Source organism: Sporomusa sp. 246TCP1 (assembly GCF_057319775.1).
Genome location: NZ_CM170492.1, coordinates 1,345,910 through 1,358,948, shown reverse-complemented (window position 1 = coordinate 1,358,948; position 13,039 = coordinate 1,345,910). Strand labels below are relative to the sequence as shown.

16 protein-coding genes, 4 tRNA genes and 1 riboswitch are annotated in these 13,039 nt (G+C 40.3%); of the genes, 6 read left to right on the top strand and 14 right to left on the bottom strand.

Annotated features, from left to right (window positions below; translation table 11 throughout):
• Positions 1-34: 34 nt before the first annotated feature.
• Positions 35-361, bottom strand: coding sequence for a GRAM domain-containing protein (locus AC1ECB_RS06765; RefSeq protein WP_485668002.1), 327 nt, complete (start codon positions 359-361; stop codon positions 35-37).
• Between the two features lie 14 nt (positions 362-375).
• Positions 376-1,980 (bottom strand): peptide chain release factor 3, encoded by a 1,605-nt coding sequence (locus tag AC1ECB_RS06760; RefSeq protein ID WP_485668001.1) that lies wholly within the window; start codon positions 1,978-1,980, stop codon positions 376-378.
• A gap of 263 nt (positions 1,981-2,243) precedes the next feature.
• Between AC1ECB_RS06760 and AC1ECB_RS06755 the strand changes: the two genes are divergently transcribed.
• From AC1ECB_RS06755 to AC1ECB_RS06745, 3 genes are all read left to right on the top strand, one after another.
• A tRNA-Met gene (locus AC1ECB_RS06755) sits at positions 2,244-2,319 on the top strand.
• Between the two features lie 2 nt (positions 2,320-2,321).
• Positions 2,322-2,397 (top strand) — tRNA-Thr (locus tag AC1ECB_RS06750).
• Positions 2,398-2,415: 18 nt separating this feature from the next.
• A tRNA-Met gene (locus AC1ECB_RS06745) sits at positions 2,416-2,492 on the top strand.
• 71 nt (positions 2,493-2,563) lie between these two features.
• Here the strand turns inward: AC1ECB_RS06745 and AC1ECB_RS06740 are convergent.
• The 5 genes from AC1ECB_RS06740 to AC1ECB_RS06720 form a co-directional block, all read right to left on the bottom strand.
• Complete coding sequence (locus tag AC1ECB_RS06740; protein ID WP_485668000.1) at positions 2,564-3,412, bottom strand: DUF2971 domain-containing protein; 849 nt, start codon at positions 3,410-3,412, stop codon at positions 2,564-2,566.
• 191 nt (positions 3,413-3,603) lie between these two features.
• Positions 3,604-3,801 carry a hypothetical protein gene (locus AC1ECB_RS06735; protein ID WP_485667999.1) on the bottom strand — a complete coding sequence of 66 codons (198 nt, stop codon included), beginning with the start codon at positions 3,799-3,801 and terminating at the stop codon, positions 3,604-3,606.
• Between the two features lie 105 nt (positions 3,802-3,906).
• Positions 3,907-4,101, bottom strand: coding sequence for a hypothetical protein (locus AC1ECB_RS06730; RefSeq protein WP_021169967.1), 195 nt, complete (start codon positions 4,099-4,101; stop codon positions 3,907-3,909).
• A 132-nt stretch (positions 4,102-4,233) separates the two neighbouring features.
• A complete protein-coding gene (locus tag AC1ECB_RS06725; RefSeq protein ID WP_485667998.1) occupies positions 4,234-4,542 on the bottom strand; it encodes an AzlD domain-containing protein in 309 nt (102 codons plus the stop codon).
• Positions 4,539-5,312: an AzlC family ABC transporter permease gene (locus AC1ECB_RS06720; protein ID WP_485667997.1), complete on the bottom strand. Its 774-nt coding sequence runs from the start codon at positions 5,310-5,312 to the stop codon at positions 4,539-4,541. The genes AC1ECB_RS06725 and AC1ECB_RS06720 overlap by 4 nt, the downstream gene beginning before the upstream one ends.
• Positions 5,313-5,418: 106 nt before the next feature.
• On the opposite strand from AC1ECB_RS06720, the gene AC1ECB_RS06715 reads away from it, so the two are divergent.
• The 3 genes from AC1ECB_RS06715 (at position 5,419) to AC1ECB_RS06705 (ending at position 7,049) form a co-directional block, all read left to right on the top strand.
• The gene (locus AC1ECB_RS06715; RefSeq protein WP_485667996.1) at positions 5,419-6,279 is read left to right on the top strand and encodes a LysR family transcriptional regulator; all 861 of its coding nucleotides are present in this window, start codon (positions 5,419-5,421) and stop codon (positions 6,277-6,279) included.
• 180 nt (positions 6,280-6,459) lie between these two features.
• A complete protein-coding gene (locus tag AC1ECB_RS06710; RefSeq protein WP_485667995.1) occupies positions 6,460-6,726 on the top strand; it encodes a hypothetical protein in 267 nt (88 codons plus the stop codon).
• A 38-nt stretch (positions 6,727-6,764) separates the two neighbouring features.
• On the top strand, positions 6,765-7,049 hold the full coding sequence (locus AC1ECB_RS06705; RefSeq protein WP_485667994.1) for a DUF3795 domain-containing protein: 285 nt from the start codon (positions 6,765-6,767) through the stop codon (positions 7,047-7,049).
• Between the two features lie 559 nt (positions 7,050-7,608).
• Here AC1ECB_RS06705 and AC1ECB_RS06700 read toward each other — a convergent pair.
• From AC1ECB_RS06700 to AC1ECB_RS06670, 7 genes are all read right to left on the bottom strand, one after another.
• Positions 7,609-7,685: transfer RNA gene (locus AC1ECB_RS06700), tRNA-Val, on the bottom strand.
• A gap of 185 nt (positions 7,686-7,870) precedes the next feature.
• Positions 7,871-9,004 carry an acyl-CoA dehydrogenase family protein gene (locus tag AC1ECB_RS06695; RefSeq protein WP_485667993.1) on the bottom strand — a complete coding sequence of 378 codons (1,134 nt, stop codon included), beginning with the start codon at positions 9,002-9,004 and terminating at the stop codon, positions 7,871-7,873.
• A 104-nt stretch (positions 9,005-9,108) separates the two neighbouring features.
• Entirely contained in the window at positions 9,109-9,561 is a 453-nt protein-coding gene (locus AC1ECB_RS06690) for a DMT family transporter (protein ID WP_485667992.1), read from the bottom strand.
• Positions 9,562-9,690: 129 nt separating this feature from the next.
• Complete coding sequence (locus AC1ECB_RS06685; RefSeq protein ID WP_485667991.1) at positions 9,691-10,290, bottom strand: peptidoglycan-binding protein; 600 nt, start codon at positions 10,288-10,290, stop codon at positions 9,691-9,693.
• A 63-nt stretch (positions 10,291-10,353) separates the two neighbouring features.
• Positions 10,354-10,498, bottom strand: a riboswitch (cyclic di-AMP (ydaO/yuaA leader).
• 107 nt (positions 10,499-10,605) lie between these two features.
• On the bottom strand, positions 10,606-11,328 hold the full coding sequence (locus tag AC1ECB_RS06680; RefSeq protein WP_485667990.1) for a L,D-transpeptidase family protein: 723 nt from the start codon (positions 11,326-11,328) through the stop codon (positions 10,606-10,608).
• A gap of 90 nt (positions 11,329-11,418) precedes the next feature.
• The gene (locus AC1ECB_RS06675) at positions 11,419-12,207 is read right to left on the bottom strand and encodes a 3D domain-containing protein (protein WP_485667989.1); all 789 of its coding nucleotides are present in this window, start codon (positions 12,205-12,207) and stop codon (positions 11,419-11,421) included.
• Positions 12,208-12,308: 101 nt separating this feature from the next.
• A complete protein-coding gene (locus AC1ECB_RS06670) occupies positions 12,309-13,022 on the bottom strand; it encodes a flavodoxin family protein (RefSeq protein WP_485667988.1) in 714 nt (237 codons plus the stop codon).
• Between the last annotated feature and the right edge of the window lie 17 nt (positions 13,023-13,039).

The window sequence follows — 13,039 nt, the reverse complement described above, 5'->3', positions numbered from 1 at the left end:
AATGACAATGAAGAGAGTGAGATGATTTATATAGTTAGTCAACTATGTCAATCTGTCTTTGAATGGCCTTAAGCCATTCATTACGGCCTTCTACAATAAATTTAAGTACTTTATCTTTGATAGTAACTACCTTAAGCACATTGGGGATAACAAAAAAAGTCTTTTCCGGCAGTACTTCTTTAATATGAGCCAGCGGTATCTCATCCATATATTTGTTGGTAATGTTAAGGACATAGCCGACAAATACCAAACGCTGATCTGTCAGGTAAAGTGCTCCAGTTAAAACTTCTCTATTACTAGCATAACTGGCGAGACATTTCTTCTTAATAACTTCATCAGTCTCTAGCGGAAAGGTATACATAGCCTTATGCCCCCTCAGACCTGCTGTGCGTCTTCAGGCACGACCAGGAATTCTACTTCCGGATTCCGTTCTACCACCCATCTAAGCTGCCACTCATTACTGATTAAGGCAACCGGTCTGTTCTTGATGTCTTGCACCAAAAGACCACTATCCATATTTTTCAAAGCTTTTACATCAAGATTTTCGCCAATAATCCAGCGGGCTATCGAATACGGTAATTTATTCATTAAAATATCTACACCATATTCGTGTTTCAGACGGTATTCAAGCACCTCAAATTGCAATGAGCCAACAACGCCAACAACAAAAGATTCTACAGGATAGTCAGGCTGATGAAAGACCTGTACAGCTCCCTCTTGTGTCAGTTGGGTCATTCCCTTAACAAATTGCTTTCGTTTCATAGTATCTTTAGCTTGAATGCGAGCAAACTGTTCCGGAGGGAAAACAGGAAAGTCCTGGAATGTAAAGACTGAACCTTCCTGACACAAGGTATCACCAATACCAAAAATTCCTGGATCAAATAACCCAATGATATCGCCCGGATAGGCTTCATCAATAATTGTTCGTTCTTGCGCCAGAAATTGCTGGGGCTGTGCCAGCTTTATTGGCTTTTTAGACTGTACATGATACACAGTCATGCCCCGTTCAAATTTTCCTGAGCATATCCGCATAAAAGCCAAGCGATCCCGGTGAGCCGGATTCATATTGGCCTGAATTTTAAATACAAAAGCTGAAAATTTATCATTATCAGGAGCAACAAAGCCTTCGGAAGACATTCTTGGTACAGGTGGTGGTGCCATTTCTAAGAAATCCTCTAAAAACAAACGAACCCCAAAATTAGTCATAGCACTGCCAAAAAACATCGGGGTAAGTTCCCCGCTGGTTACTTTGTCAAAATCAAATGTTTCACCGGCCACATCTAAAAGCGCAATATCATCACACAATGCCTGATGAATTTCTTCCCCAAGCAGTTCTTTAAAAGCCGGATCATCTACACTGCCCTGCGTTGACGGGAGTGCCCACTGTCCATGCTCACCGCTGCGTTCAAACAATTCTATCTTAGCTTGCTTACGTATATAAATGCCTTTATAATTACCATCAATTCCAATTGGCCAATTCATTGGATAAGCGCGAATACCCAGAACCTTCTCTATTTCTTCCATAAGTTCAAAAGGGTTACGTCCATAGCGGTCAAGTTTATTTACGAAGGTGAATACTGGTATCCCCCGCTGTTTACAAACTTGAAATAATTTTTTAGTCTGGTCTTCTACACCTTTAGCCACATCAATCAGCATGACTGCGCTATCAGCAGCCATCAAGGTGCGATACGTATCTTCACTAAAGTCCTGGTGACCAGGAGTATCTAGAATATTAACGCGATAACCATCATAATCAAACTGCAAGACACTGGACGTTACTGAGATACCACGCTGCTTCTCAATCTCCATCCAGTCAGATACAGCATGCTTTTGGGCTTTTCTCGCCTTGACCGAACCAGCCAGACGAATAGCTCCACCATATAGCAATAATTTTTCTGTTAATGTTGTTTTACCGGCATCAGGATGGGAAATAATTGCAAAGGTACGGCGTTTACTAATTTCGGGAACAAGATTTGACATTGTTTCCTCCTAAAGTTAATTCTATTACATTTTATAGCATAACTGTCATGTTAACGGGAAATAATCTTAGCAAGGCTCTAGGGGATTACACTCTTAATAACGTAAACAGTACAATAATTTAATATACACCATTAAATAACAGTAGTCAATGCTAGGTTGCCTTCCAGTAATTACTGGGCTAATTACTGGACCATTTGACCCAAAAGAAATTGACATCTGACTCGCTCTACTATATAATCTACTCTGTGGCAAAAAATCAATATCGCGGGATGGAGCAGTTGGTAGCTCGTCGGGCTCATAACCCGAAGGTCGCAGGTTCAAGTCCTGCTCCCGCAACCAATGCTGGTGTAGCTCAGTCGGTAGAGCGTATCCTTGGTAAGGATAAGGTCACCGGTTCAATCCCGGTCACTAGCTCCATTTACTATTTTTTTATACGGCGGCGTAGCTCAGTTGGCTAGAGCATGCGGTTCATACCCGCAGTGTCCGGGGTTCAAATCCCTGCGCCGCCACCAAAAAAACTTGTCTATATTTACATAGGCAAGTTTTTTTTATATAACCGGTTTATCGAGAAATTTTTCGTACGCTACCGGGCTACACTCACTAGCTTCAATTTGAACTCAGATTCATCTGGCTCAGCCTGCCAGATTTGTACATGTTGAAAAGAATCTGATGTTAAAACTGCCAGGATCTCCTGCTTTTTATTGTTGGTCATTTTACAGCCTAAAATAACTTCTTTGATTGCAGTTGCCGGAAATTGAAAAAGATAAATTGGATAGGGCTGATTCTGAACAATTTTACTATTATCTTGCAGGGGGCGTATAATCCGCCATTCCTGCTCATAACTCCACTGGGTACTCTTTACCAGAAAAACGTCTGTACCTGTCAGAGCTGTAACAGCGAACGCAGGGCGATTTTCACGATATTCAACTTTACGCAAGTAACCTAATTCCGCTTCTGTTCCTTGCTTATCAAAATGAGGATGAGTTGAATCAAATCCCACTACAAAGCCTTCGTGACTTGCTGCATAATGAGCCCACATTAAAAGATTATCCGGCGTTTCAGTTAAAGAAAAAATTCCTAACATGTCACTAAACTTATCCGGATACATCTTTCGAACCACTGGGGTAACCCATTCTTCCATTTGGTAAAATGCTTTTTTAAAAGCTACTCCCAATTCTTCCCGGACTTTTTCATAAAACACAGTAAAGGATATTTGATCTTGTAATTGCCGCGGTTGCAAATCATAATACTCACGTAGCACTTCAGGGATAAGTTCCTCAAATTTTCTAAAGGTTACATGCTCATCTTCAGTAATTTTGGCTATGTAAGGTTTAACTTCAAATGGATCATTAAATGCTTCAGGCTGAGTATATCTAACCATACAATTTCTCAAAACATCTACTCTGTCTGGCGCAAGATATTTATATAGCATCGCAAACTCCCCCTTGTAATCAAACATCCGGAAGCATAACTAATACATATATTTACATACACGCCGATGAATTCCTGCTGCATATGTAAATAAAAAAGCCGCACCCCGGAGGATACGGCCAAAATACTACTATATGTTAGAATTACTCCCTTATTGTAAAAAAATAAGTGCAACTGCTATGCCTAACACAATTATAAAATACCGTTTTCAGTTAACTCTTCGACTATATCATCTCTACCTATTCTCTCTAGCACTTCTTTTACATCTAACAAGGACTTACCCATATCATAGATTGACATTGCTCCATCTTGGAACAAATAAACAGTGTCATGTTTAACAATTGCTTCTTTACTGTCATCATTTATCCAAATAATTTCCATTGGCTCCATTCAATCAACCCCTCTCTTATTTACTAAATTTATATAAAGTTCGACAAAAAATAAATAATTCCTGCAAAAACAAAAGATCCCGAAGGCTCTCATCCGCAGGACGGCTTACCCGTTATAATCATTCATAAAATCAGGGAAATCTTCATCCTTGCCGAAATCTGTTAATCTCTTTCTAGCTTCATCGACAGTAGTCCCAATTCTTGTTGATTCTCCATTTTTATTAATCAACAAAACTTCTCCATTTCCAATCACTATTTGCTCTAAGTCATCCAAACTCATCCAAAAATATTGAGACTCCATACCTTTCTCCTTCACTCATTTTTTTAAGTTATAAAGCTTTATCTGCAGCACTAACTACATTTTACCATGATTTGCTGCGTATTACATCACTCTAACACCTTAATCTTCTATTTTACCCGCCGCCAGAGTTACTCAATAGGCTATAAGTTCAATTAAGAAAACCGAAACACATGCTAACAAGGAAACATTAAATAGACTCTGGCCCCGATACGCAAGAATAACCGCAACTATAAATCCACCCAAAGCCGACCATCGATTTGCGGTAGAATCCAGTATAGCAGGAAATGTCATAACAGCCAGTGTCACAAAGGGCACATAATATAAAAAGGATTTTATATACTTATTCTTGATTTCTTTTCGTATTAAGGTTAAAGGTATCAGCCTTATCAGATAAGTAACTACAGCCATAACCAATATATACAAATAGATATTATTGCTCATTCGGCTCCTCCCTTTTCAAGGACAGGCGCAACGCACTGTCCAAAGTCTTCCTTCTCCTTTTCATTCTCTTCCTCCTTTACGGGGAAAAGCAACGCTGCTATTCCTGCAATTAGTAACGTCAAAATTATGATTTTAAAACCCGCTGAAATATGGGAAAATACCGAAAGCTTGGCAAACAACAGACTCATAAACATAGATATCAAAATTATACAAGCTAATAGCTTATTGCCTCTAGCCGGGGGAAATATTATTGCTAAAAACATACCATAGATAGCAATGCTCAAAGCACTTATTATTCTTTCCGGCAAAATGCTCCCGGAAATAACACCAAGCAGTGTGCCAAATGTCCAGCCTGGGACAGCAGCGCTCATCAAACCATAATTATAAAACGGATTTAATGTGCCGGTTTGGCAAACCGACACTCCAAATATTTCATCTGTAACCCCATAAGCAACTAAAAACCTATGCAGAAAGGGTTTTTTTGAATTCAGTTTTTGCGAAATTGAGCACGACATCAGACAATATCTTAAGTTCAAAATTAGTTGCGTAACTGCCATTTCAACATAGGTTGAAGATGCTCCAATTAATCCAAGCGCGGCAAACTGCCCTGCTGACGTTAGGTTTGTTAATGACATAAAAACGGCTTGGAATGGTGTAAGCCCAGCATTTTTAGCCATAATACCAAAAGTAAACGAAACAGCCAAATAACCAAGACAAATTGGAATGCCGTCTTTAATACCTTTTTTCCAATGTTGAATATTATCGTTCATTTGTTTTCTCCTTGATTTTTTCTTATTTTAACATGCAGATTGACAATAAGTAAAATGAATACTTATAATATTTATATAAGATATTCTAATGTATTAGGAGTAAGCAATGAATCGCTATAACGCATTTATCGTTATAATTGAAACTGGCAGCTTTACCAAAGCAGCTGAAAAACTCGGCTATACACAATCAGCCATCAGTCAGATGGTACGTTCCCTGGAACAAGAACTGTCTACTAAGCTTTTGCTTCGCTCACGCAAAGGCATTGCGCTCACATCGGATGGCGAGGAATTATTGCCTTATATAAGAAAATTGCATAATTCTTACTGTGAGCTTATGGAAAAACGCAAAGAAATGCAAGGCCTACAAAGCGGTATTGTTCGTATAGGAACTTTTACAAGTGTTTCCTGCCATTGGCTGCCGAAATTGATGAAAGATTTCAAAGAACATTATCCATCTGTTAATTTTGAACTTCATCAAGGTGAATACACAAGTATAGCACAATGGATCAAGGAAGGCAGCGTCGATTTCGGTTTTGTTAATCCAGATGCCGTTTCTGATCTCACTACAATACCTTTACGGCAAGATGAAATGCTGGCCATACTGCCGAGCAATCACCCTTTAGTTTCCCACGAAAAAGTTTCTTTAAAAGAATTATCCAATGAACCATTTATCCTTCTGAATGAAGGTGAATTAAGCGAACCATTGGAATTTTTCAAACAAAGTAACTTACAACCAAATATTCAATACCGTGTTATTGATGACTATACCATTATGTCCATGATTGAAAATGAGCTGGGAATTTCTATTTTGCCTAAACTGGTGTTAAACAGAACCAACTATAACATTATCACCAAAGAAATATCGCCGCCTATTGTCCGCACTATCGGGATCGCATTTAAACATAAAATGGCACTGCCAATAGCAAGCAGATATTTTATCGATTTTCTTGTACAGCAATTTGAATGAAATCAGTTCATACTCCCGCTATTTCCGACAATTTACAGGAACAGGCCAGAAAAATGATCGAATGGGCTGGCTTTGGTCCCGATATTTATCTGCAACCAATGAATGGTAAAAAGGAGAACTGACCGGCGTCACCTAATTTATAAAGGAAGATATGACAGACACTAAGGGGGATTTAAGTTCATGCACCATTTATCCTTTTACGAGTTTATTTATTATGGCCTGGTAATTACCAGCTTACTTCTTTACCTACCGCTATATGTAAAAAGACGCCATGAAATTATAGCTGAACGGCGTAATTCATCACGCTGGGGGATAGTAGTATCCTTTGCCATTATTGGCATTATTAGTGTAGCTGCTAACCTGGTTAATTGGTTGCCCGCATTAGTAACGACTATTATCTCTTGTGCAATTGCTTATTATGTAGTTTTTGTTAAGTATAAAGATTAGCGTCTGAATGGGTTCCCGGCATTAGCCGGGCTTTTCTTTTGCTCTATAGTGGAAAGGACTTCGAAAAATTGCTCGACTACTTTTCGGCGGCTAAGTGTGGTGGCTACCGGAGTGAAGACTGCCACTGTCCCATAGATTGTACCGTCAAAACATGCCACAAGGAGCAGGGAGTAGACTTCTGCTTCCAGTGTAGCCAATTTCCTTGTGATAAGAGCCTATTCTCGGAGAACCTCCGTGAGCGCTGGCTGCAAGCCAATAACTGTATGAAGGAAATTGGAACGATGGAATTTTACGTTGAGCAGGGTAAATTACCAAGGTATTAAGATACCCTTTTTTCAAAGTAAACACTAAATAAACACTAGCATTTAAAACCGCTAACGCGATCCTTTGTCTTAAGTTGAGTCAATGGAATACAAGTAGAGGGGTTTTACTTTTGGCATTGCCCCAAAAGTAACAAAAGGTCTAGGCCCTAAGCCTCCAAAAGCTGAAAAGCCGGGCGATATTCCTAAAATCCGTAAACTCGCTACGCTCAAACAGTACGGATTTTTTAACGGAATACCGCCCGGCTTTTCTCCTACGGAACGCTTTTTCCGGCAAAGGCCGAGGGGTTACGGGAGTTACGGGACTTTTTCGGAAAATTTCTCTTGGGATTAAAGTCTTTCTCCCAATACGAAAACACGGAAATTTAGGATTGTTTTTTACCTGCCAGTAGATTTTCCTTACCACGATTTAAGACACACTTAGAACGGCTTAAACAAATATTCTACTTCACTCAAATTATTGGAACCAGCTTCACCCATAGGACTCCCTCCCCCCCAAAGAGTTACAAGAACACAAATATGCAAAAAACTTCGCAGTATAACTGCGAAGTAAGTTTCGGTTTGGTGGGGTTAGGCGGACTCGAACCGCAGACCTCTTCGATGTCAACGAAGCGCTCTAACCAACTGAGCTATAACCCCATGTGTAATTAAAATAAGGGGTAGTAAGGACTACCCCTTACGTTCTAAACATATTATAGTTCAGTCACTTGGTAATAGTAACCTAACCATGTCAACGTAGTACTCTAACCAACTGAGCTATAGTCCCTAAACACATATGTATTATATTACGGTTAACTACTAAAGTCAAGTATCAAAATTATAAATTAGTACAGGATATTATTAGCAATAACCAGTCGCTGTATTTGATTGGTACCTTCATAAATTTGCATAATTTTAGCATCACGCATATATTTTTCTGCCGGATATTCTTTGGAATAGCCATAACCGCCCAGTACTTGGACGACATCAACCGTAACCTTCATGGCAGTGTCAGCGGCAAAGCACTTGGCAATGGCTGATTCTTTGGAATAAGGAACTCCCTGGTCTTTCAACCAACAAGCCTTGTATACCAGTAAACGGGCAGCTTCAATTTGCATAGCCATGTCGGCCAGCATGGCCTGAACAAGTTGAAATGAGGCAATGGGCTTATCAAATTGTACACGTTCTTTTGAGTATTTAACGGCTAGCTCGAATGCAGCTTGTGCTAGCCCAACAGATACGGCACCAACAAATGGCCGGGCAGCATCCAGTGTTTTCATCGCAATTTTAAAACCTTCGCCTTCGCGGCCAATTCTATTTTCCACAGGAATACGTACGTTTTCCAGAATTAATTCGCAAGTATTTGACGCTCTGATGCCCATCTTTTCTTCTTCCTTGCCAACAGAGAAGCCTGGTGTGTTCCTGTCAACAATAAAGGCTGTCAATCCACGGATACCAGCAGTTTTGCGAGTATTGGCAAAAATAATATATATTTCAGCAATACCACCATTGGTAATAAAACATTTTGTACCATTAAGTATATACTCGTTCCCGTCTTTAACAGCAGTTGTTGCAACTGCTCCGGCATCTGAGCCTGCACCTGGTTCAGTTAGTGCAAAGGCGGCCAAATTACCATCATTTATGACACTAAACATTTTGCGTTTTTGCTCTTCGGACCCCAAGAGTACTACTGGGTAGGAAGCTAAAGCATTTGCAGCGGTTGTTGTAGCTACACCAGCACACCCTTTACCTAATTCTTCATAGATGAGAGCAATTGAGAGTGCATCAAGACCTGGTCCATCATATTCTTCCGGTACAGTTAAATTAAGTAAGCCTGCCTCATCAAGCTTTTTCCATAAATCAGAGGGAACTATACCTTCTTTATCCATTTCTAAAGCGTGAGGCGCAATTTCTTTCGCTACAAAATCTCTTACCATTTTTTGCATATCCAATTGATCGGGAGTAAAGTTAAAATCCATGCCTTGCCTCCTTGTGTTAGTACATTACCAAAAAATCCTAATGATAAGTATACCGCATAATTTTTTTTTTGTTAACACCTTAATTAAGAAAAAAATAAAAAAAACTATTTTAATAGCAGTCTAGCACCAACTGCGAGTAATACCAAGCCAATTAGCTGCTTGGGACTGCAAGCCATACGTTCAAGACCAAATCCCCCCAAGTAGTCAATTATGATTGCTGTTAATACTTGTCCAACAATAATGGCCGTAGTGGCATTGGCAACACCGACACTGGGAATGCTGGCGACTACCAAATAGATTATGGCAACACCAAGAATACCTCCTAGCCAGGAATACCATGGTGCCTCCTGCCATGCAGACAGATTGCCTTTGCCCAGATTACCGATAAACAGTAGCATCATGACTAAAATAGTTCCCGTAAGTTGAACAACAAACGTAGCCTCGAGCAGTCCAATAACCTTACTCAAACCACTATTAATCGATCCCTGCACTGCCATTAACACCCCAGATACAAAAGCCAGCACCAACGGCAGCATTTCACTTGAGATAAAATTCAATCCTAACCAACCCCCATGAAATTCTCAAATTCTATCAGTAGTATAGTACTTGATGCTTCTTAATATTCTTGGGGGATAATAACATTAGCTGCTATCAGTAAACAAAAAAAGCAGGCCGCAACCTGCAATTTATCCGTCAACTACATACACAGTTACTCTTTGCACGCCAAAATTCAATGCCTCACGGCGATTATCAAATGCTAAATCGATACGCTGGCCCTTTATTGCACCACCAATATCGTCAGCTATTGCATAGCCATATCCTGGGATATATAGCCGGGTTCCTAAAGGAATAACTGCTGGATCGACAGCAACCAAACCCTTACGCAAAAGGTTTCCGCCATAGGTATAGCTGCCATTACCCGGGTCATACGCAGAGTAGGCCGATGCTTTCATACTAAGGGCACGGCTATACCGGCTTGGCACCCCAGCCAGCCGTCCCAAATAGGCAAAGGTTTCTTTATCAACAATACCATTTACGTTAAGAGAGGAACTATGTTGAAATTCTTTTACAGCCTTTGCAGTAATTGGACCAAATATACCGTCAATGTCTCCTGAATAAAAACCACTGTCAGCCAAATATTTTTGTACAATCCGCACATTATCGCCGCGTGCCCCGAGCATTATAGTGGGTTGCTCCTGTGGTCCCGCAGCCATGCTCACCGAGGGAATGCTTACGGCTATCAGTAAAGAAAGCAAAAAAAAGACCTTTAAAAAAAGTTTTCCCAATCGATCACCTCTCTTTTCAGTATGCCTCTAAGGTTAGCTGTCATGCACTGCAAAGCAAAACACAAAACCTTAAGCATTAGCCTCCGGGGTTAGCTGTCGGATTCGGGCCAAAGAGAAGAGCTTAAGAACGCCCTACCGCGTTAGCGGATTCACCCCTATATGTGTATTGGGTCCCCCGTACCTTATAAGGATTCGGCATTATACATAGAATACACCGGAATATCAGTTTGGTCAAATCCAGTACTAGGTTGTATTTTACACTTATCTGCTATTTTCGTCAACTTCTTGATATTCTGATAGAATTTCTTACTAATTCTATATCCCTAACGCGGCACAAAACTCTTTGGTAGCTACACCGGTAGTGGTAATTCCCTTATCTGCCTGATAAGCCTTAACAGCTTCTTCAGTCATAGTGCCAAACAAGCCATCTGCTCTACCCTGAAAGTAGCCAAGTTCTTTGAGTTTCATTTGTAAGGCAACAACATCAGATCCTGAAGTTTTATATTTAAGGTTTCTTTTAATTATAGCCTTTCGACCATCAATACGCACCGGAGTCCCAATCGGAATCCATTCAAACAATTCTTCAACATCTTTATTACGCAGTCTAATGCAACCATGACTGGCAAATTGACCTATTGACCAGGGTTTATTTGTCCCATGAATGCCATAAGTGCCCCAAGGAACATTTAATCCCATCCAGCGTGTTCCAAATCCAGTTCCCCAATTATAGTCTTTCCATACCACATTCCACTCCCCGATCGGCGTCGGGGTTTTGCTTTTGCCTACTGCAATCCTGTATTTTTTATATATCTGGTCATCATTATAAACTTCAAGTACTTTAGATTGAGTATTTATTACTATACTCACTTTGCCTGTGGGTGCGTTGGTTGGTTGACTGGTGGTATCTATTGATGCCAGTTCTTGTTCATCCATATACTCAAAGCCAATAATACTAAAAACAATACTCAAAATCGCAAAAATTGCTATACCATAAAATATCGGTGATTTTCTGAATCCAAATGATAAAATGGAATTCACTTTGTCCCCTCCTTGTAGATAGCATATTCATTCCCAAATATATGCAGCCACCCAAAGGGATATGAGCAAAGAAAAGCCGGCCGAAGCCGGTTATTTAAGAACATATACTTTCACATTTTGAATCCCATAATCCAGCGCTTCTTGTCTGGTATTAAACGCTAAATCAATACGATTGCCTTTAATCGCACGGCCTTGATCGTCAGCTATAGCTTGACCGTAACCTTCAACCCAAAGTTTGGTTCCCATAGGAATAACAGCAGGATCTACGGCTACTACCCCTTTCTTAACCTTACCGCCTACATAAGTCAGGTCATTCCATTTACCATTATCGATTGAACCTGGACCATAAGCTGTCGCAGTCATGTTAATCAGCTTACTATAGTTTTGCGGCGCACCAGCAAGGGAATTATTATTCTGTACGGCTGTAGGTGTCAGGCTATTATTGCTGTTGAGTAATGTTGACAGCAGAGCAACTTCATCCTGGTATCCTGCCAGACGAGTAGTTACCGCTTCTTTAACCGTTTCATCTACTTTGCTGCGCACAGCCGTTTCTACTGCTTTAACAAGGTTTGCTTTAGCAGCTGCTTGATCTTGGGTTGACAGTTGCTGCGACAAAGCAGTTAAAGTATTTACCATATCAGCTTTTCCGGTATTCTCGATTGCTGTCTTGGCAAGTGTTCCCCATAAAACCTGCTTATCATCTTGTTTGAGAGTCTCACGTAATTTTAGTAACGCTTGTATTTGGTCAGCAGTTGAGGTTCCTGTAACGACTTCAGCTAGTTTATTGTCCCACACTGCGGCTTCTGCCCGGGGCATTGCTGATGAAAACAGCGGCATTGCAAAAACCATCAAAAGGATAGCGACTACCTTCTTTTTCAATAAAAATACTCCTCTCGTGTAATGGGTGGAATCCGAGGCTATTCTATCACATAGCTTACATAAATAATAGCGGTAAAATAAAGAAACCATAGTCCCTATCCCTATTTTATCAATCCTTTTTTCTTTAGTTCACTATACACACCCTTCGTTTTATCTTCTTTATCAGTCAAAATGATTTTGCGAAATAAAGGCTGCAATATAAAATATTTTATTAGCCTGCTGTAAGGATTTTGGAGTGGATACTGTTTTCCCCGAGTTATATCCCGAACAATTTTCCTTCCCAAGTCACGTGCCTTTTTTAAAGTAGCGGTATTGTTTGCAACCTCTTTTCCGCCAAGTCCAACTCCAAGAATACCAGATATATAGCCCCTGTTGAACACTCCTGTTGTTGCAAAACCAGCGAGCTCTTTGGCGGTCTTCTTATGCCCCATGCCAAGGGCGGCTGATATTCCGACGACATACTTGCCCCCTGCTACAGAACAAGTCAAAAACTCAAAAAATCCTAGTCGATCCCAAAGAGTCTTCATAATTGAATTGAAAGTGAAAGCATGCGTTGGCGAACCTAAAATAATCCCGTCGGCATCACACAAAACATTTCGTATCGTTTCAAAGTCGTCAGTGATGTGGCATTTTCCTTCGGCCAAGCATCTAAAACAGCCAGTACAATGTTCAATCCTATATTGGGGTAGAAATATTTCTGTAATTATTGCGCCTTCATCCTCTGCGCCCTTAAGAGCCTCACGAACAAGTGTAGCGGTGTTGCCATTAAATTTTGGACTACTGATAATCCCAGCTATTCTTATGTCTTTTGTCATTAATTTATCCTCCTTGC